The 18526-nt window shown below is 61.7% G+C and carries 17 protein-coding genes and 1 riboswitch; of the genes, 7 read left to right on the top strand and 10 right to left on the bottom strand.

Going from position 1 to position 18526, the window contains the following annotated elements:
- The gene (locus tag BMZ42_RS03990) at nt 1–645 is read right to left on the bottom strand and encodes a thiamine diphosphokinase (protein ID WP_091518999.1); all 645 of its coding nucleotides are present in this window, start codon (nt 643–645) and stop codon (nt 1–3) included.
- A 73-nt stretch (nt 646–718) separates the two neighbouring features.
- Nucleotides 719–842, top strand: a riboswitch (TPP riboswitch).
- A 42-nt stretch (nt 843–884) separates the two neighbouring features.
- Between BMZ42_RS03990 and thiB the strand changes: the two genes are divergently transcribed.
- The 4 genes from thiB to BMZ42_RS03970 all read left to right on the top strand — a co-directional run bounded on the left by thiB (nt 885) and on the right by BMZ42_RS03970 (nt 5867).
- A complete protein-coding gene (gene thiB, locus BMZ42_RS03985) occupies nt 885–1883 on the top strand; it encodes a thiamine ABC transporter substrate binding subunit (RefSeq protein WP_091518878.1) in 999 nt (332 codons plus the stop codon).
- A gap of 5 nt (nt 1884–1888) precedes the next feature.
- On the top strand, nt 1889–3490 hold the full coding sequence (gene thiP / locus BMZ42_RS03980; protein WP_091518876.1) for a thiamine/thiamine pyrophosphate ABC transporter permease: 1602 nt from the start codon (nt 1889–1891) through the stop codon (nt 3488–3490).
- Nucleotides 3487–4197, top strand: coding sequence for a thiamine ABC transporter ATP-binding protein (thiQ, locus tag BMZ42_RS03975; protein ID WP_091518873.1), 711 nt, complete (start codon nt 3487–3489; stop codon nt 4195–4197). Before thiP ends, thiQ begins: the two co-directional genes overlap by 4 nt.
- 227 nt (nt 4198–4424) lie before the next feature.
- Nucleotides 4425–5867, top strand: a complete 1443-nt coding sequence (locus tag BMZ42_RS03970; protein WP_091518872.1) for a M48 family metalloprotease — start codon at nt 4425–4427, stop codon at nt 5865–5867.
- Between the two features lie 11 nt (nt 5868–5878).
- On the opposite strand, the gene BMZ42_RS03965 is transcribed toward BMZ42_RS03970, so the two are convergent.
- The 5 genes from BMZ42_RS03965 to BMZ42_RS03945 form a co-directional block, all read right to left on the bottom strand.
- On the bottom strand, nt 5879–6748 hold the full coding sequence (locus BMZ42_RS03965) for an RNA polymerase factor sigma-32 (RefSeq protein WP_091518869.1): 870 nt from the start codon (nt 6746–6748) through the stop codon (nt 5879–5881).
- 193 nt (nt 6749–6941) lie between these two features.
- A complete protein-coding gene (locus BMZ42_RS03960; RefSeq protein ID WP_091518866.1) occupies nt 6942–7535 on the bottom strand; it encodes a CarD family transcriptional regulator in 594 nt (197 codons plus the stop codon).
- A gap of 377 nt (nt 7536–7912) precedes the next feature.
- Nucleotides 7913–8251, bottom strand: coding sequence for a ferredoxin FdxA (gene fdxA, locus BMZ42_RS03955; protein WP_091518865.1), 339 nt, complete (start codon nt 8249–8251; stop codon nt 7913–7915).
- A gap of 134 nt (nt 8252–8385) precedes the next feature.
- Nucleotides 8386–8775, bottom strand: coding sequence for an RNA-binding S4 domain-containing protein (locus BMZ42_RS03950; RefSeq protein ID WP_091518862.1), 390 nt, complete (start codon nt 8773–8775; stop codon nt 8386–8388).
- Between the two features lies 1 nt (nt 8776).
- Entirely contained in the window at nt 8777–11989 is a 3213-nt protein-coding gene (locus tag BMZ42_RS03945; protein WP_091518859.1) for a helicase-related protein, read from the bottom strand.
- 544 nt (nt 11990–12533) lie between these two features.
- Here BMZ42_RS03945 and aqpZ point away from each other — a divergent pair.
- Entirely contained in the window at nt 12534–13223 is a 690-nt protein-coding gene (gene aqpZ / locus BMZ42_RS03940; RefSeq protein WP_091518856.1) for an aquaporin Z, read from the top strand.
- Nucleotides 13224–13289: 66 nt separating this feature from the next.
- On the opposite strand, the gene phbB is transcribed toward aqpZ, so the two are convergent.
- Nucleotides 13290–14012, bottom strand: a complete 723-nt coding sequence (gene phbB, locus BMZ42_RS03935) for a beta-ketoacyl-ACP reductase (RefSeq protein ID WP_091518854.1) — start codon at nt 14010–14012, stop codon at nt 13290–13292.
- A gap of 211 nt (nt 14013–14223) precedes the next feature.
- Entirely contained in the window at nt 14224–15405 is a 1182-nt protein-coding gene (locus BMZ42_RS03930) for an acetyl-CoA C-acetyltransferase (protein WP_091518852.1), read from the bottom strand.
- 218 nt (nt 15406–15623) lie between these two features.
- On the opposite strand from BMZ42_RS03930, the gene phaR reads away from it, so the two are divergent.
- Nucleotides 15624–16226, top strand: coding sequence for a polyhydroxyalkanoate synthesis repressor PhaR (gene phaR / locus BMZ42_RS03925; RefSeq protein ID WP_091518849.1), 603 nt, complete (start codon nt 15624–15626; stop codon nt 16224–16226).
- Nucleotides 16227–16366: 140 nt separating this feature from the next.
- Here phaR and rpmF read toward each other — a convergent pair whose 3' ends face one another.
- Both rpmF and mtgA read right to left on the bottom strand, forming a co-directional pair.
- On the bottom strand, nt 16367–16549 hold the full coding sequence (rpmF, locus tag BMZ42_RS03920) for a 50S ribosomal protein L32 (RefSeq protein WP_047147461.1): 183 nt from the start codon (nt 16547–16549) through the stop codon (nt 16367–16369).
- Between the two features lie 161 nt (nt 16550–16710).
- Nucleotides 16711–17424: a monofunctional biosynthetic peptidoglycan transglycosylase gene (gene mtgA / locus BMZ42_RS03915; RefSeq protein WP_091518848.1), complete on the bottom strand. Its 714-nt coding sequence runs from the start codon at nt 17422–17424 to the stop codon at nt 16711–16713.
- Nucleotides 17425–17559: 135 nt separating this feature from the next.
- Here mtgA and BMZ42_RS03910 point away from each other — a divergent pair, with 135 nt between their 5' ends.
- Entirely contained in the window at nt 17560–18477 is a 918-nt protein-coding gene (locus BMZ42_RS03910; RefSeq protein WP_091518997.1) for a polyprenyl synthetase family protein, read from the top strand.
- Nucleotides 18478–18526 lie beyond the last annotated feature (49 nt).

Below are 18526 nucleotides of genomic sequence, written 5' to 3'. Positions count from 1 at the left end.
TCACATACGAAATGAGGAAACGGGATGAGCCACGAGCATGGCGCGGCCGGACTCAAGCCGAACTGCCAGTTCGCCAGCGACCTCGTTGGAGAGGGTGAGGGATGAGCCGAATGGCACCGTACGTGCGCAAAGTGGCCATTTCGCTCCGGCCAGCGTCAATCCGCCAAGGTCCGAGAAGGGCAGGATGCTGAACATTGTCCGGTCGTCATAATCGAATTTGCGCTCGCCCGACAGCAGCGGCACACCTTCCTGATTGCCGCTGGTGAGCAGGCAGTCAGTGCCATTTTCCGCCAACCGGATGCCAGCGGTCAGATGCAGGAACGCATGATCCGCGCGCGCGCCGCCGAAAGCCCCGACGAGCAAGATTTCGGTCGCGCCACGCTTCAGCGCTGCGTCGACAGCGATCTCACCATCGGTCTGGTCTTTTTCCCGAGGAAACAGCTCCACCGGCACCCTGGCATGCGCGGCACGCATCCCGTCATCGACGGAATCGAAATCGCCAGTCCACAATTCCGGCACCACGCCAAGCGCCGCTGCGTGGCGTATTCCGGAATCGGCAGCGATCACGCGCGCCCCATCGATCTGCCGGGACAGGCGAGGCGTCACAGTCAGGTCGCCACCGAGGAGGATTGCAAAACGGGCCATGGGCACCGCCTCTATCATGCACAGGGCGCAAGCAAAAGGCTTGCGCAATATTCTCGTCCGCCCTATGTCTGTTGCCGCTCTAACGGGGTGCCGCACGTGCATGTCACGCGTCGGCTGAGAGGCAAACGGGGAAACCCAGCCAACCCGCTGAACCTGATCCGGCTCATACCGGCGGAGGGATTAGACGCTGCAGCAATAGCGCCTGAATTCCCTTGAACACGAACCAAAGGAGAAGCGCTATGTGTCGCTTGTTGTTTTCCGTTTCCGCATTGGCCCTGCTTTCCATCGCGCCCGCCTCGGCGCAGGAAAAGCTGACCGTCTATACCTATGACAGCTTCACCGCCGACTGGGGCCCCGGCCCTGCGGTCGAAAAGGCGTTTGAAGCCGAATGCGGCTGCGACGTCGAGTTCGTCGCGGTCGCCGATGGCGTCGCCCTGCTCAACCGCCTGAAGCTTGAAGGCGGCAACACCAAGGCCGACATCATTCTCGGGCTCGACACCAGCCTCACCTTCGAGGCGCAACAGACCGGCCTGTTCGCCCCGCACGAAATCTCGCTCGACAAGGTCAATGTCCCCGGAGGCTGGACCGACGCAACTTTCGTACCTTACGACTACGGCTACTTCGCCTTCGTCTACGACACCGAAGCGCTTGAAACACCGCCGGCGAGCCTGAAGGAACTGGTCGAAGGCAATGCGAACGACAAGATCATCATTCAGGATCCGCGCACATCGACGCCCGGCCTCGGCTTGCTGCTGTGGGTCAAGGCGGTCTATGGCGATGAAGCCGCCGATGCCTGGAAGAAGCTGCAGGCACGCGTGCTGACGGTCACGCCGGGCTGGAGCGAGGCCTACGGCCTGTTCACCAATGGCGAAGCGCCGATGGTGCTTTCCTACACCACCTCGCCCGCCTATCACGTCATCGCCGACGACACCCAGCGCTATCAGGCAGCCGGCTTTGCGGAAGGCCATTACCTTCAGGTCGAAGTCGCAGGCGTCACCACCAAGGGCGCGACCAACCCGCTGGCGCGCCAGTTCCTCGAGTTCATGACCGGCCCCGGCTTCCAGAACGCCATTCCCGAGACCAACTGGATGTTCCCGGCCGGCGAAATGTCGGAGCCTCTCAATCCGGCATTTGACCAGCTCGTCACACCGGCAAAAACACTGACGCTGGAGCCTGAAGACATCGCCCGCAACCGCAAGGCATGGGTGGATGAGTGGCTGGCCGTAATGAGCCGGTAAAAGACATGATCGACCGCCGCATTCTTGCCGGTAGCATTGGCCTTGCGGCGGTCGCCCTCCTGATCGGCGGGGCCTTCGCTGGCCTCGCCGCCGAAGCGTTTCACGATTTTGGCCGTACGCTCGGCGCAATTGACGCCTATCTCCTGCGCGTCGTCCGGTTCACTGTGTGGCAAGCGGCGCTTTCCACCGCGCTCTCCGTCATTCCCGCGCTTTTCGTTGCGCGTGCGCTGGCGCGTCATCCGTCATTTCCGGGACGCGGCCTGATCCTCAAGCTGTTCGCATTGCCGCTGGCTCTGCCGGCCATTGTCGCCGCGCTGGGCATTCTGGCTCTCCTTGGACGTGCCGGCCTGGTTTCCGACCTGATGACGACGCTGACGGGCAGTCGCTGGCAGGGCATCTACGGCCTGTCCGGCATTCTCATAGCGCATGTCTTCTTCAACCTGCCGCTCGCAACCCGGCTGTTCCTGCAGGCGCTCGACACGGTGCCAAGCGACCAGTGGCGGCTTGGCGCGCAACTTGGGATGGGTCAGCGCGCCTCGTTCCGCTTCATCGAATGGCCTGTCCTGCGGACTGCCCTGCCGGGTGTCGCGGGCCTCGTATTCATGCTGTGCATCACTTCCTTCACGATCGTCCTGACGCTGGGCGGCGGCCCGCGCGCCACAACGCTGGAAGTTGCAATCTATCAAGCGTTGCGCTTCGACTTTGACCCCGCCCGCGCGGTCACACTGACAGTGCTGCAGATCGCACTGACGGCTGCCATCGTGTTCATGCTCATCAGGCTCGGCGCCAACATGGCCGGCGATGCAAACCTGTCGGTCTCGCCCCGGCGTCCCGTTGCATCGGGGCCCGTCGAGCGGGTATTCAGCGCGATCCTCATCGTCAGCGCGCTGCTCTTCGTTGCAGGCCCCATGGCGGCTATCATCGTTTCGGGTCTTCAGGCAGATCTTGTCCGCCTTGCAAGCGACCCGGCGGTTCATGCCGCGACCCTGACAAGCCTGGTGCTTGCTCTTGGCGCGGCCGTCCTTTCGATTGCGCTCTCGCTGTCGCTGGTCATGGCCCGACGCACGCTGGAACTGCACCGCCACCGCAACGCTGCTCCTTCCCTCCTTGAGCAGCTTTTCGACACCGGCGCCGGCTTCGTGCTGGTCATCCCACCCATCGTGCTCGGCGCGGGATGGTTCGTCCTGATGCGTAACACCGGCCTGGTCTTTGTCGTCGCTCCCTTGATGGTTGTCACGGTGAACGCGGTCATGGCGATGCCATTTGCCATCCGCGCCATTCGCCCCGCCTATGACGCCGCCAGCGCCCGCCACGAACGTCTGGCGGCTTCGCTCGGCATCAGCGGCATCAACCGCCTGCGTCTGATCGACTGGCCGGTGCTGCGCCGTCCGCTGTTCATGGCGATGGCATTTGCAATGGCGCTCTCGCTTGGCGACCTCGGCGTCATTGCCCTGTTCGGATCGGACTCGGTGCAAACGCTGCCCTATCTGCTGCTTGCCCGGATGGGCAGCTACCGTACCGCCGACGCCGCGGGCCTCGCACTCTTTCTGGGTATCATCTGCCTTCTGCTGATGACCTTTGTCGATCGAACAGGAAACAGGACATGACCGGCGCATCGATCCGTCTCGACAGCGTGCAATTTTCCTATGGCAGCACCCAGATGTCGTTCAACCTCTCGGTGGAAAGCTCGGACATCGTTGCCGTGATGGGTCCAAGCGGCTCAGGCAAGTCCACCCTGCTCAACCTGGTTGCTGGTTTTGAACGTCCTGCAAGCGGTTCAGTGATGATCGCCGGGCGTGACGTGAGCGCCCTGCCTCCCGCGCAGCGGCCCGTTTCGATGGTGTTTCAGGAAAACAACCTTTTTGCCCATCTCACCGTCGCCCAGAATGTGGGCCTTGGCCGTTCGCCCTCGCTGCGCCTCGACGCCGCCGACCACAGCGACATCGACCGCGCTCTTGAACGCACGGGCCTTGCAGGCAAGCAGGCGCGGCTGCCGGCGCAATTGTCGGGTGGCGAGCGCCAGCGCGTTGCACTGGCGCGTGTGCTCGTGCGCAGCCAGCCTGTCCTTCTTCTTGACGAGCCGTTCGCATCTTTGGGGCCGGCGCTGCGCCGCGAAATGCTGGAACTTGTGCGCGCATTGCACGCCGAGCACGGCATGACGGTGCTGATGGTAACCCACCACCCGGACGATGCGCATGCGCTCGCGCACAGGATTGCCTTCATTGAGGAGGGAAGGGTCTCGGCTTGCGCAGACACCGCAACGATGTTTTCCGAAAACGCGCCGGAAAGTTTCAAAGCCTATATAGGGAATTGACCCGTCTGCCTTCCGCCCGCTTGCGGACACAATTGCACGTCACACGGGAATCATGGTTTACGGATTATACGAGGGGTCTTGACGCCCGCTCGCAGGCAACCTTTCGCCGGATAGGGCGTTTGGGAGACTGAGGCACGACGAAAAGGGACGCAACTCTGCCAGTAGCCACGCGGGATAAGTACACGGACCGGACACGTTCAGTTTCGGCCACCACCCTTTGGCGCGGCCTGTCTACCGTTGCGCTCACCCTTGTGCTCGCCTCTTGTCAACTCGGCGGCAATGAAGGTCTTGATGCCCTTCGCCCGTCCAACAACCCCGTGACCGTCGACAGTGTCACCCGCAATGACCGGATTGCGGCGATTGCGCGTGAGCAGCATCCGCGCATTCTGGCAACTTATGGCGGTGAATATTCCGACGCAAAACTCGAGCGCATGGTCGCGCGCGTGGTCGGCTCCCTGACGCTCGACCCGGACAATCCGAACCAGACCTATCAGATCACCATTCTCAACTCGCCCAACATCAACGCCTTTGCGCTGCCGGGCGGCTATCTTTACGTGACGCGCGGCCTTCTCGCGCTCGCCAATGATTCGGCTGAACTTGCAGCCGTCATCGCGCATGAAATGGCGCATGTGACCGCCAATCATGGCATCCAGCGCCAGCAACGCCAGGCCGAGGAAGTGTTGGCCAGTCAGGTGGTCAACGACGTGCTTGGCAGCGACCCCGCCGCAAGGGTCGCGCTGGTGCGTGGGAAGTTGCGTCTGGCCCAGTTTTCGCGAAATCAGGAACTGGAGGCCGATGCCGTTGGCATTCGTGCCATCGCCCGCGCCGGTTACGACCCGTTTGCAGCTGCAAGGTTCCAGCAGTCGATGGCGGCGCACAGCGCTCTGCGCAGCACCAACAGCACTGTCGACGAAAGCCTCGATTTTCTGGCGAGCCACCCGAACGCGCCCCAGCGGATCGAACTGGCGCTTCGCCACGCGCGTCAGTTCGGCACGCCCGGTTCCGGCAACCGCGATCGCGACACGTTCCTGGCCGGGATCGATGGCCTGCTCTATGGCGACACGCCGCAGGAAGGCTTTGTGCGTGGACGCACCTTCATGCATCCCAAGCTCGGCGTTTCCTTCACCGTTCCCGAAGGGTTCGTCATCGACAATTCAGCGGCCGCGGTGACCGCTGCCGGGCCGGGCGAAATAGCCGTCCGCTTCGATGGCGTGACGATCAACCCGCGCGCCTCCCTGTCCGAATATGTTCGCGGCGGCTGGGTCGCGGGTCTTGAGCCAGGCAGCATCCGTCCCATCACCATCAACGGCAACGAAGCCGTACAGGCACGCGCGCGTGCCGAAGGCTGGCAGTTCGATGTCACGGTCATCCGCGCTGGTGGTCAGGTCTATCGCCTGCTGACTGCCGCACCGGCCGCAAGCACGGCGCTTGAAAGCGTCGCGTCTCAGGTCCGCTCCAGCTTCCAGACATTGACTGATGCCGAGAAGACATCGCTGAAACCGCTGCGCGTACGCGTCGTCACCGTGTCAGCGGGCGAATCGATGGCCAATCTTGCGTCACGCATGGTTGGCGTTGATCGCAAGCTTGAAACCTTCCGCATGCTCAATGGCTTGGCCGCGGGCGCGACTGTTTCGGCCGGCCAGCGTGTGAAAATAATTACAGACCGATAAACGCGCGTGCCTCAGGAGGCAAGGCTGACCATCTCGGGATGCTCGCGCACAAGCGCGGTGCGCAGTTTTTCAAGCGCCCGCCCTTCGATCTGACGCACGCGCTCCTTCGAGATTCCCAGCTGCGTGCCGAGCGCTTCGAGCGTCTTGCCTTCTTCGCGCAACCGTCTCTCCCTGATGACGCTCAGTTCGCGCGCATTGAGCGTCGACAGGGCGTCGTGCAGCCATCCGACCCGTCGCTCGCCGTCAATCGTCTCGCTGACGACAACATCGGGCAGATCCGCGTCCGAGACTAACAAGTCCATGCGCTCCGTTCCCGTTCCCTCCTGATCAGGGCCCGACACTGTTGCGTTGAGCGAGGCGTCCGGCCCGGAAAGTCGGGCATCCATCGTCGCGACATCGGCCAGCGACACCCCCAGCGCATCAGATACCTGCCGATGCATCTCATCAGTTGTCAGTGTACCGGGCTGCTGTGCCAGACGCGCGCGCAGCCGCCGTAAATTGAAGAACAGGGCTTTCTGGGACGACGACGTACCGCCGCGCACGATCGACCAGTTGCGCAGGATATAGTCCTGCATCGACGCCCGGATCCACCAGGTTGCATAGGTCGAGAAACGCACCTGACGGTCCGGCTCGAACCTTGCCGCAGCTTCCAGCAGGCCGATATGCCCTTCCTGGATCAGGTCGTTGATGGACAGCCCGAAATGACGGAAGCGCGAGGCCATGGCGATGACCAGCCGCATATGCGCCACCACGATCTGATGTAGCGCCTGCTGGTCGCGACTGCTCTTCCAGCGTTCCGCAAGATCAAGTTCTTCATCGCGCCCGAGATAGGGTGCCTTCATCGCCTCACGTACGAGGCTGCGCGCTGCCGGTTCATCCATTGCAAGACTCCATCTGTCCTGATGGAAGCCGGACGTGCACGGCAGGCCAAGATCCTCGTTCCGTGTTTCCGGCGCCCGTCAGAAAGACGCACGGGATGGCAGAAAGGTTCCCTCACAACGGCAATGATCGACGCAAACAAAAAGGCCCGGCTTGATGCCGGGCCTTTGATCTTTCCACAAGGGCTGGAAAAGCTTACGCCGCTTCTTCCTGATCAGCTTCCGCTTCCACTTCCACTTCCTCATTGTCGGCCTTTGCGCCACGGCGCGGGCCCTTGTTGAGGTTGGTTTCGATAAGACGGACCGCTTCAGTGTCGGAGAGCTTGTTGACGGCAGCAATCTCGCGAGCCATCCGGTCAAGCGCGGCTTCATAAAGCTGGCGTTCGGAATAGGACTGCTCGGGCTGTGTCTCGGCGCGGTAAAGGTCGCGCACCACTTCAGCGATCGAGATCAGATCGCCGGAATTGATCTTCGCATCATATTCCTGCGCGCGGCGCGACCACATGGTGCGCTTCACGCGTGCGCGGCCCTGGACGACCTTCAACGCGCGATCGACATAATCTGTCTCAGACAGCTTGCGCATTCCGATGGTCGTGGCCTTGGCAACCGGCACCTTCAGACGCATCTTGTCTTTCTGGAAGTCGATGACGAAGAGTTCCAGCGTCATGCCCGCAACTTCCTGCTCTTCGATGGCCGCTATCTGGCCAACGCCGTGCGCCGGATAGACGATATACTCGCCGGTCTTGAAGCCATGTCGTGTTGCTGCGGATTTCTTCTGCTGGGTTGCCATACGCCCTGTACTCCTTTTTATGGTGTCGACCTTCTGGGTCGGCACACCTTGACCGCGGTCGACGCCCGAACCGGCGACCTCCGAGACAAGACAAAAGGATTTTCCTCACCCGATCATGAAATCTGTCAGCTTCGCGCTCATGCGCACGAACCTGGCCCAGATTATCTTGGCCCGGATGTGAAAAAGCCTTTCAAGGATTAAAGCGCGAGCGCCATGAATCGACGTCTGTCATCGGCATGTTGAGTATATGTAACATGAAAAGTAGACAGAATCAACAATTTACCGCAGACGCACACGCACGAGTGATTCGCGCGCGCTGAAGAAACGCCCGAATTTCGGCAAAAACAGCCCGGTCCTCGCGGTCCGGAACGGTCCTATCAGTCGCCTGCGCCTGGCTCCGGCGAGAAATAGGCATCAAACTTGTTTTCGACGCCGTCGAATTCCTTCGCCTCGGGAAGTTCTTCGCGCTTTTGTGTCAGGTTCGGCCACTTCGAAGCATATTCGGTATTGAGCTGCAGCCATTTGTCGAGGCCAGGCTCGGTGTCCGGGCGGATCGCGTCCGCAGGGCATTCCGGCTCGCACACGCCGCAATCGATGCACTCGTCCGGATGGATGACGAGCATGTTCTCGCCTTCATAGAAGCAGTCGACCGGGCACACCTCGACACAGTCGGTGTACTTGCACTTGATGCAATTGTCGGTGACGATGTAGGTCATGAGGAAACTCCCGCGGGCATGCGCGTCTTTTCATCCGGTCGGTGACGTAAGCCGTTTATCGTGACCGCGCAAGGGCGACCAAACGGCACAACCTGGCAATGCGGCCAGCTATGCAAAAATGCCTCCCCTCGTCATCATTGGGCATCGTCGCGCAGCGCATCGATCTGGCGGCGTTCTCGCTTGGTCGGGCGACCGCTGCCCGGCTCCCGCTGGGCCGGTGCAACCATGCGCGATGCCGGGTCGGATTTCTCCTCGACCGGCGTCATGTCTTCATAGAGCGTGCGCGCTTCCTCTGCCGGACCGCGCCGCACTCCCAGCCCGACGACGCGCCATACAAGGACACGTCGTTCAAGGCTGATGGTCAGGACATCACCGGATTTGAGCGCATAGGACGGCTGATCCACCTTGTCGCGGTTCACCCGTACCTTTGCCCCCTGGACCAGCTTGGCTGCCAGCGAGCGCGATTTCACCGCGCGCGCAAAAAACAGCCATTTGTCGATCCGCTGGCGTCCCTCGGCAACCATTCTACTTCTTGAGCTGATCCCGCAGCGCTGCAAGCTTGGCGAATGGCGAATCCGGATCGATCTTCACCGGACGTTCTTCGCGCGGCTTGTTGCCGCCGGGACGATCGTTGCGACGCTGATCGTTGCCGAACCTGTCGTTGCGCCCGCCCGGCTTGCCCTTGAAGTTGCCGCGCTCCTGGCGCTCGCCTTCCGGACGACCACCACCGTCGCGCCTCGGGCCCTTGGCCTGCGCTCCGCCGCGATTGTTGGCGTTGCGACGCTGCTGCTGGTCGGGCTGCCCCTGCCCCTGTCCTTGTCCTTGGCGCTGTCCCTGACGCTGCCCGTGGCGCTGCTGACCGTGACGCGCACGACCTTCGAAGCGGGCCGGGCGCCAGAGCAGAACCAGCTTGATTTCTTCTTCCGCAGGCTCTTCGCCGACTGCCGGCTCGACCGCCTCGACAGGCTCGCTGGCCGCAACGGCTTCGGCGGATGCTGCGGGCTCCTCGGCAACGGCAGCTTCTTCCACCTCGATAGCTTCAGCTGCACCCGGCTCGACAGCAGGTGTGGCTTCCGCCGTCACTGCTTCGGTCTCGACGGTTTCCGCTGCACCCTCTTCAGCCCCAGCTTCGACTGCAACAGCATCCGCAGCGGGAGTCTCTGTTTCACTTGCTGCTGCCTCTGCCGCAGCTGCTGCCGCTTCATCGGCAGCAGCCTTGGCCACAACCCGCTCGCGCTCGGCGGTGTCAAACGCGTCGATCTTGGCCTGAACTTCCGTTGCCGGCTTGGCCTCCGAGCGATAGCCCAGACCCTTGAGGATTTCTTCCATATCCTCGGCGGTGGCGCCAAGGATCGACATCATCGCAGGCGTGACGGTGAAGGCTGCACCATCATAGGCACCATCCGGACGTGGTCCGGTGCCGGCGCGCCATCCCAGCGCGGGACGAATAAGATCTGCCAGACGCTCGAGAATATCGACACGCACCGCGCGACGACCAAGCGAGCGATAGCCAGCCAGGCGGTAGAACACCGGCTCGAATTCGCCGTCCACCACCACCGAGGTGCGGCCAGACGCCAGCGCATTGACGACATCGCCAAAGCCGGGCTTGTCCTTGCCGTCGTTCTGCAGCGCCCACAACAGGGTGACGAGGCCGGCCGGTGCCGGCTTGAGCAGTGCCGGCACAAAGACGTGAAACGCCCCGAAGCGCACGCCCAGACGTCGCAATGCCGCGCGCGCGTCCTGATCGAGCGATTTCACCTCATCGGCGACGTCGCGACGGTTGAGGACACCAAAATTCTCGACAAGACGAAACGCAATGCCACGGGCCGTGCCGCTCAGCTGATCTGCGTCCTTGAGGTCGAACAGCGGCTTGAGCAGCGTTTCGGCCTGATATTTGACGAAGCGCTCGGCACGCGCGACGACCTTGTCGCGGGCAGCACCGGTCAGTTGCTCGTCAGCCAGCAGGATCAAGCGCGGCGACAAAGCATCTTCACCGGCAGTCAGCGTGCCAACCGGGGCACCGATCCAGCGCAGAAGCCCGTCAGAAGCGAGGGCAAAGTCGGCATTGGAGGCGTTGGCGAAACGCTCCGCGCGCGCCTCAAACTCCGCAGCCAGCGCTTTCTGCGCAGCCGCCTTGACCGCCTTGGCATCCTCGCCACCAGCCGACGCATCGGCGGTAAAGCGAAAGCCTTGCAAGGCTCCCACGTGATGTCCTTCAACCACGACGTCCCCGGACGGATTTATTTCTGCTTCAAGCATCGCATTTTCTCTCAGGCGCCTCATGAGCACGGATGTCCTGCGGTCTACAAAGCGTTTCGTCAATCGCTCATGCAATGCATCGGACAGTCTATCCTCTATCTCCCGCGTCTTTTCCTGCCAATATGCCGGATCGGCAAGCCAACCCGGTCGGTGTGAAACAAAAGTCCAGGTACGAATCTGCGCAATCCGATGCGACAGCGTATCGATATCGCCTTCGGTTGTATCAGACCTGCGTACCTGTTCAGCCATATAATCCTCATCGACATGGCCCTTGCGTGCAATGTCGAGAAAGATCGACCCGATGATGTCGGCATGCTGTGCCGGGGCAATGCGGCGATAGTCGGGTAGCGCGCAGGCGTCCCACAACTGCTCGACGCGCTTGCCCTTGGTGGCCAGCTTGCGGATTTCGGGATCCTTGGACAGATATTCCAGCGCCCGCGCGTCAACGGCAGGCAACGCACGCGTCAGCCCTTCAACCGGCGGCACGGCGTCGATCGAGCGCTGGAGCGCATCGATGCTGGAAAAATCAAATCGTGCGCTGCGCCATTGCAGCACCTTCACGGGATCGAAATTATGGGATTCGATCCGCTCGACCAGATCGTCCGGGAACGGATCAACCTGCCCCGTCACGCCGAAGGTGCCGTCGCGCACATGGCGACCAGCGCGCCCGGCAATCTGGCCAAGCTCGGCCGCCGTCAGGTCGCGATACTGGAAGCCGTCAAATTTGCGGCTTTGCGCGAAGGCAACATGGTCGACATCGAGATTGAGCCCCATGCCGATCGCGTCGGTGGCGATGAGATAATCGACATCGCCCGACTGGTAGAGTTCGACCTGCGCATTGCGGGTGCGCGGGCTCAGCGCGCCAAGCACAACTGCAGCACCGCCGCGCTGCCTGCGGATCAGCTCGGCAATGCCGTAAACCTCTTCCGCCGAGAAGGCGACAATCGCCGAGCGATGCGGCAGGCGGGTGATTTTCTTGGAACCGGCATAAGCCAGATGCGACATGCGCGGGCGGGTAATCACCGACACGCCGCGCAACAACTTTTCTAGAATGCCGCGCATCGTCGACGCGCCAAGCAGCAGCGTCTCCTGCCGCCCCCGCAAGTGAAGCAGTCGATCGGTGAAGATATGTCCGCGCTCCAGATCGGCGGCCAGCTGGATCTCGTCAATGGCAACGAAGGCCGCGTCGGTCTCGCGCGGCATCGCCTCGACGGTACAGACTGAATAGCGCGCGCCGGGCGGGACGATCTTTTCCTCGCCGGTAATCAGCGCGACCTTGTCAGCACCGACCTTTTCCGCAACGCGTCCATAGACCTCGCGCGCCAGAAGGCGCAGTGGCAAGCCGATGACGCCACTTTCGTGGGCCACCATGCGCTCGATTGCCAGATGGGTCTTGCCGGTGTTGGTAGGTCCGAGCACCGCGGTCACGTCTCTGCCCGAAAGCAGGAGCGGCGCGTCAGCTCTGGTCTGGATATTCATTTTAGGCGGTCGGCCCTCTCAACGCTCATGCGTGGAAGAACGTCCCCTAGCATGACAATGTGGTGAGCGGAAGATGGCCCAGACCTGCCGCAAGTGCAACGTTTTCCACGACATCGCCTGAAAAATGGAACGAGTCTGGAACGAATCGGCGACGAATCGCTGACTCCGGCAAGTTCCGCTTTCGTTCACCACATCATGTTGACATCGGACGCAACCGGATCACCAGATCATGAATCCGGCAAATAACCTTCGGTGAAAGTCGGTAAATCACGCAGCTTCGCGGCAGTTCCACCGATCATCATTGTCAAGTTCAGCCCTTGTTCTGCCCCAACAGCACCGTCATCAACTGCCTGCACACAGGCTGAGCACAGGCTACGCACAGCTTATCCACAAGCTGGTCCACACCGCCTTTTCGCGCCGCAGAGGCAACACCAAGAGAAATTTAGACTGGGAAACCTTCCAGCAACCTGGCTGTCACTTGTCACTATTCATATTTCGTGCCCAATAACCGCGTGGGGATACTGTCAATTTCGAGGGACACATCATGTCTAGACGACTATTTGCGGAATTCTTCGGTACATTCTGGCTTGTCTTCGGCGGCTGCGGCGCAGCGGTGATCGCCGCAGCGTTCCCGGAACTTGGAATCGGCTTTGTCGGCGTTGCACTGGCATTTGGCCTGACCGTGCTGACAATGGCCTATGCCGTGGGCGGCATTTCCGGGGGCCACTTCAACCCTGCCGTGTCAGTCGGACTTCTGGTTGCCGGGCGCTTTGAAGCGCGCGAACTTGTGCCCTATGTGGTGGCTCAGCTCATTGGCGCGGTCGCCGCGGGCGCGGTGCTGTATCTTGTTGTCAGCGGCCGGGCCGACTTCACCAGCGTTGGCGGCTTTGCCTCGAACGGCTATGGGGCGGCATCGCCCGGCGGCTATTCGATGACCTCTGCACTGGTGATCGAAGTGCTTCTGACCTTCTTCTTCCTGCTGATCATCCTTGGATCGACCAGCAACCGCGTTCCCGCTGGCTTTGCGCCCATTGCCATCGGGCTTGCATTGACCCTGATCCACCTGATCTCGATCCCGGTGACCAACACCTCGGTCAATCCCGCCCGCTCCACCGGCGTTGCGCTCTTCGCCGAAGGTCCGGCGCTGGCGCAACTATGGCTGTTCTGGGTCGCACCGATCGTCGGCGCGGCACTCGCAGGCATCGTCTATAACGCGCTGCTCAACGACGACTGACGCATCCGCGCCAAAACAAGCGGCCCCGCAAGGGGCCCGCCCGTTGACGTCTGCCACCAGACTCTGTCAGACGACGAACTGCCCGCCATTGGCAGACAGGGTCGAGCCGGTGATGAAGCCGGACTCGTCGGCGGCTAAAAACACCACCGCGCGCGCGATCTCATCTGCCTCGCCCAATCGCCCGACCGGGATTTGTGCGATGATCGACTCGCGGACCTTTTCGGGAACGGCCATCACCATTTCAGTGCCGATATAGCCGGGGCAGATCGCGTTCACCGTAATCCCGGCCTTCGCGCCTTCTTGCGCCAGCGCTTTGGTGAAGCCAAGGTCGCCGGCCTTGGCCGCCGAGTAGTTCGCCTGTCCCATCTGGCCCTTCTGCCCGTTGATCGACGAGATGGTAATCACCCGGCCAAACTTGCGCTCGCGCATGCCCGCCCACACCGGATGGGTCATGTTGAACACCCCGTTGAGATTGGTGTCCATGACCTCGCGCCATTGCTGCGGCGTCATTTTGTGGAACATCGCATCGCGGGTGATGCCGGCATTGTTGATCAGCACCTCGACCGGCCCCAGATCAGCTTCCACCTGCCTTATTCCTTCGACACAGGCTTCGTAGTCAGCAACCGACCATTTATAGGCCGCAATGCCGGTCTGCTGCCGAAAAGCGGCGGCGGCTTCGTCATTGCCGGCATAATTGGCCGCGACCTTGTAGCCAGCATCTTTCAGGGCAATGCAAATTGCAGCACCTATGCCGCGCGTTCCACCAGTGACAAGTGCAGTTCTGCTCATGCTGTCCCTCCTCTGGATGATCAACCGATATGCAGGGTCCCCTCCTGCACAGGGTTGCTTATGGTCTGAAACCGCCCCCTTGATACGAAAACGGCCGGGCAGCAGAGCTGTCCGGCCGTTTCAGATTTGCAAATTTCAATCTGCCGCCGCCGCCGCGTGGCGAACGGCGGATGGCAGGCGGTCACATCTTTGAAGACCGCCGCTTTTCCCATCAGAGCGCTTCAACGCACATGGCAACGCCCATGCCGCCGCCGATGCACAAGGTCGCCAGGCCCTTCTTGGCCCCACGGCGCTGCATCTCGAACACCAGCGTGTTGAAAACGCGCGCGCCGGACGCGCCGATCGGGTGGCCGATGGCAATGGCGCCGCCATTGACGTTGACGATATCCGGGTTCCAGCCCATGTCGCGGTTGACCGCGCAGGCCTGCGCCGCAAACGCTTCATTGGCCTCCACCAGATCCAGATCACCCACGCTCCAGCCTGCCCGCTCCAGCGCTTTGCGCGAGGCTGGAATCGGCCCGGTGCCCATGATCTGCGGATCGACGCCAGCCGTCGCCCAGGACACGATCCGCACCAGCGGGGTTGCGCCACGACGCACCGCCTCTTCCTCGCTCATCAACACCACCGCCGCAGCGCCATCATTGATGCCCGAAGCGTTGGCCGCCGTCACGGTGCCTTCCTTGTCGAAGGCCGGCTTCAGCTTCTGCATCGCTTCGATCGTCGCGCCATGGCGGATATATTCATCCGCATCCACGACAACATCGCCCTTGCGCGTCTTCAGCGTCACCGGGGCGATCTCGTCCTTGAAACGCCCGGCCTTCTGCGCTGCTTCTGCCTTGTTTTGCGATGCAACCGCGAAGGCATCCTGCTCCTCGCGCGTCAACTGGCACTGCCGCGCGACATTTTCGGCAGTGTTGCCCATGTGATAGCCATGGAACGCGTCCCACAGACCATCCTTGATCATGGTATCGATCATCTTGAAGTCGCCCATCTTCACGCCGCCGCGCAGATGCGCAACGTGAGGGGCCATCGACATCGATTCCTGGCCACCGGCGACAATGATCTTCGCGTCGCCTGTCAGGATCTGCTGCATGCCGACAGCGATGGCGCGCAGACCCGAACCGCAGAGCTGGTTGAGCCCCCAGGCTGTCGCCTCGTTCGGAATGCCCGCTGCCATGGCGGCCTGGCGCGCCGGGTTCTGGCCTTCGCCCGCGGTGAGGATCTGGCCCATGATGACCTCGTCCACCTCCTGGCCAGCGACGCCGGCCCGCGCCAGCGCCTCACGGATCGCAACTGCGCCCAGCTCATGTGCGGGCGTGTTGGCAAATGCACCATTGAAGGAGCCGACTGGGGTTCTGGCCGCGCTGGCGACGACGATTGCGGAGGCAGACATGAGCGTTCCTCGATAGACGGTTCGGTAAGATATACTGCAGTTCTTGCCGTTTCCTGGAAGCAAGTCAAACCGGAATCGGGCCAGCAGCCCATCGGTGATGCAGTGCACAAACCGCTTTCATTTGGAGGCCGTTTGGGCCAATCTTTGCCTAAGCGGTTCTGGTAGAACCATTATCAACGTCTGATTACGCAGCGTTCCTGCATTTGGGGAGGCCACGGATGCCCGCAAAAGACGAGCCCGTCATCATCAAGAAATACGCTAACAGGCGTCTCTACAACACCGGCACCAGCACCTATGTGACGCTGGAAGACCTGGCGGAGATGGTCAAGAAGGGCGAGGAATTCACCGTTCAGGACGCCAAGTCGGGCGATGACATTACCCATCCCGTGCTCACGCAGATCATCTTCGAGCTGGAGAACAAGGACGGGCAGAACATGCTGCCGATCCCGTTCCTGCGCCAGCTGATCGCATTTTACGGCGACCAGATGCAGATGGTCGTGCCGAGCTTCCTCGAGCAATCGATGATCGCCTTTTCCAAGGAGCAGGAGCGGTTTCGCGAACAGATGAAAAACGCCGTCAGCGGCACGCCGATGGACGTCGCGCCATTCACCGTGCCGATGAAGGCGATCGAAGAGCAGACCAAGCGCAATATCGAACTGTTCCAGAACGCCATGCGCATGTTCGCGCCCTTCCCGCCGCAGGCCCCCGCAACCGAGGAAGCAGCGGCGGACTCAGGCTCACGCCAGGGCGATGGCGACCTTCAGGAACTCAAGGAACAGATCGCCGCAATGCAGCGCAAGCTCGACCAGATGGGCAATTGAGGAACACGCCTTTGCGCAGGCAGAGGCGAAACTCAGCGCCGCCTTTCGGCTGAAGCGCAAAATTCAGAACATCGTGATCCAGAAACGAAAAGACCGGCTCAAAAGCCGGTCTTTCACGTTCATCAGGAACGGGGCAGGCCTCAGCCTTCCTTCGGCTCCAGCACCTGGCGACCGCGATACATGCCGGTCTTCAGGTCGATGTGGTGCGGACGGCGCAGTTCGCCGGAATTCTTGTCCTCGACATAGGTCGGGGCCTTCAGCGCGTCAGCCGAGCGACGCATGCCACGCTTCGAAGGCGAGGTCTTTCGTTTTGGTACAGCCATGGGTCCTGCTCCGGTTCAGTCAAACGAACGCCAGCGCCCTTCCGCGAAAGAGCCCATACGCGGTCGAAATCCAATAAAGTTGCGTGCCTATACACTCCACCGGAGGTTTTGGCCAGCACTGCGACAGAATTTTTTCCACTTCGGCGTCAGTTCATGCCCGATCAGGGCTTGAGGCAGTGATTGTAGCCTCCGGCATGGCCGGCCCGACGGTCGATCGTGGATGCGAGCCGGTTCAAACCTGGACCCGGTTTCGCTGGGTTACGTGTATAGGGGTTTGGCAGCGTCACCGCAAGAAGGGCTGCCTGCCGCGCTGTCAGGTCGCGGCTGGACTTGCCGAAATGATGCTGCGCGGCTGCCTCCGCGCCGTAGATCCCCGGCCCCCATTCCGCGATGTTGAGGTAGATTTCCATGATGCGGCGCTTGGGCATGACCAGATCCATATAGACCGCATAGGGCAGCTCCGCCGCCTTGCGGAAATACGAACGCCCGTGCCACAGAAACAGGTTCTTGACGGTCTGCATGGTGATCGTCGAGCCGCCCCGCGCCGCTTCGCCAGCCAGAAAATCGTTGAACACGGCCCGCATCTCGCCAAGGTCGATGCCCCGATGAGAGCAGAACTGCCCGTCCTCCGACATCATCACCGCATGGACGAGGCGGGGGCTGATGTCGTCGAGCGCAACCCAGCGCCGATCATAGCCGGTCAGGGTAACGATATCTTTCATCATCAGCGTCGAGATCGGATGGACCACCGGCGGCAAATAGAACAGCACCAGCGCGACCGGCAGCAGAGCGACCAGCACCAGCACCAGCACTGCCCGCCGCAACCCGTTCATGAAACGCCCGCGTTTCCGCTTGTGTCGGCTTTGCGGCGCCATTCTTGGTTCTATCTCGATCCCGTGATCCAACGCAGCATCCTGCTTTCGACCAATTTGGAATACAGACGCGAACGCATCAGCGCAACGTTGCGTGATGACTTGACCGCAACCTGTTTTGGCTTCATCGCTCCGCGCATGACACAGATCGCCGACACCGACTTCGAAATCGCCCTCACTTCCCGTGCCCAGCGCGTGGAAGATATGCTCGACCGCCTGCTCCAGCCCGATCTTCTTGACGGCGAAGTTACCCGACCCGCCACCTTGCTTGCTGCTATCCGCCACGGAGTCCTCAATGGTGGCAAGCGGATCCGTCCGTTCCTGGTTCTGGAAAGCGCTGCCCTGTTTGGTGCTGATGACGAGGCCGCCCTGCGCGTTGCCGCAGCGCTCGAATGCATCCATTGCTATTCGCTTATCCACGATGATCTGCCGGCGATGGACAATGACGATCTGCGACGTGGCCAGCCGACCGTGCACCGCGCCTTTGACGAAGCCACAGCCATTCTGGCTGGCGACAGCCTGCTGACCCTGGCTTTCGACATCATCGCTGACGACGCCACCGAGTTGCCCGCCGACATCCGCATCCGTCTGGTGCGCGCGCTGGCGCGTGCGGCAGGCTTGGGCGGCATGGCCGGCGGACAGGCGCTCGACCTTGCGGCCGAAAAGATAAAGCCCGATGAAACCGGCATCGTCACGCTGCAAGCGATGAAAACCGGCGCGCTGATCCGCTTTGCCTGCGAGGCGGGGGCGATCATCGGCAACGCCTCACCGCAACAGCAGGAAGCCCTCGCCGAGTTCGGCTCGGCGGTTGGACTAGCCTTTCAGCTCGCCGACGACATTCTCGACATGACAGCTGACACCGCGTCCCTGGGCAAGACCGCCGGCAAGGACGAACAGGCCGGCAAGGCAACGCTGGTCTCGTTGCATGGCATGGATTGGGCGCGCCAGCAGCTCACCGGGCTGGTCGATCAGGCGCGCGAGATCCTTCACCCCTTTGGCGAGGACGCCGCTCGTCTCAGGCAGGCCGCCAGTTTCATCGCCACACGCTCCTTCTAAGGCCCCGCGACGCTGCCTTCGCCATTAACAGCGCTTTAACAGGAATGCT

This window comes from Aquamicrobium aerolatum DSM 21857 (assembly GCF_900113935.1).
Lineage (GTDB): Bacteria > Pseudomonadota > Alphaproteobacteria > Rhizobiales > Rhizobiaceae > Aerobium > Aerobium aerolatum.
This window is presented reverse-complemented; position numbering and strand designations above follow the sequence as displayed.

Excerpts from the sequence above, each read along its gene's own strand:
- BMZ42_RS03990 (WP_091518999.1), bottom strand. The coding sequence starts at position 645 with ATGGCCCGTTTTGCAATCCTCCTCGGTGGCGACCTGACTGTGACGCCT.
- thiB (WP_091518878.1), top strand. The coding sequence starts at position 885 with ATGTGTCGCTTGTTGTTTTCCGTTTCCGCATTGGCCCTGCTTTCCATC.
- thiP (WP_091518876.1), top strand. The coding sequence starts at position 1,889 with ATGATCGACCGCCGCATTCTTGCCGGTAGCATTGGCCTTGCGGCGGTC.
- thiQ (WP_091518873.1), top strand. The coding sequence starts at position 3,487 with ATGACCGGCGCATCGATCCGTCTCGACAGCGTGCAATTTTCCTATGGC.
- BMZ42_RS03965 (WP_091518869.1), bottom strand. The coding sequence starts at position 6,748 with ATGGATGAACCGGCAGCGCGCAGCCTCGTACGTGAGGCGATGAAGGCA.
- BMZ42_RS03960 (WP_091518866.1), bottom strand. The coding sequence starts at position 7,535 with ATGGCAACCCAGCAGAAGAAATCCGCAGCAACACGACATGGCTTCAAG.
- fdxA (WP_091518865.1), bottom strand. The coding sequence starts at position 8,251 with ATGACCTACATCGTCACCGACAATTGCATCAAGTGCAAGTACACCGAC.
- BMZ42_RS03950 (WP_091518862.1), bottom strand. The coding sequence starts at position 8,775 with ATGGTTGCCGAGGGACGCCAGCGGATCGACAAATGGCTGTTTTTTGCG.
- BMZ42_RS03945 (WP_091518859.1), bottom strand. The coding sequence starts at position 11,989 with ATGAATATCCAGACCAGAGCTGACGCGCCGCTCCTGCTTTCGGGCAGA.
- aqpZ (WP_091518856.1), top strand. The coding sequence starts at position 12,534 with ATGTCTAGACGACTATTTGCGGAATTCTTCGGTACATTCTGGCTTGTC.
- phbB (WP_091518854.1), bottom strand. The coding sequence starts at position 14,012 with ATGAGCAGAACTGCACTTGTCACTGGTGGAACGCGCGGCATAGGTGCT.
- BMZ42_RS03930 (WP_091518852.1), bottom strand. The coding sequence starts at position 15,405 with ATGTCTGCCTCCGCAATCGTCGTCGCCAGCGCGGCCAGAACCCCAGTC.
- phaR (WP_091518849.1), top strand. The coding sequence starts at position 15,624 with ATGCCCGCAAAAGACGAGCCCGTCATCATCAAGAAATACGCTAACAGG.
- rpmF (WP_047147461.1), bottom strand. The coding sequence starts at position 16,549 with ATGGCTGTACCAAAACGAAAGACCTCGCCTTCGAAGCGTGGCATGCGT.
- mtgA (WP_091518848.1), bottom strand. The coding sequence starts at position 17,424 with ATGGCGCCGCAAAGCCGACACAAGCGGAAACGCGGGCGTTTCATGAAC.
- BMZ42_RS03910 (WP_091518997.1), top strand. The coding sequence starts at position 17,560 with ATGACACAGATCGCCGACACCGACTTCGAAATCGCCCTCACTTCCCGT.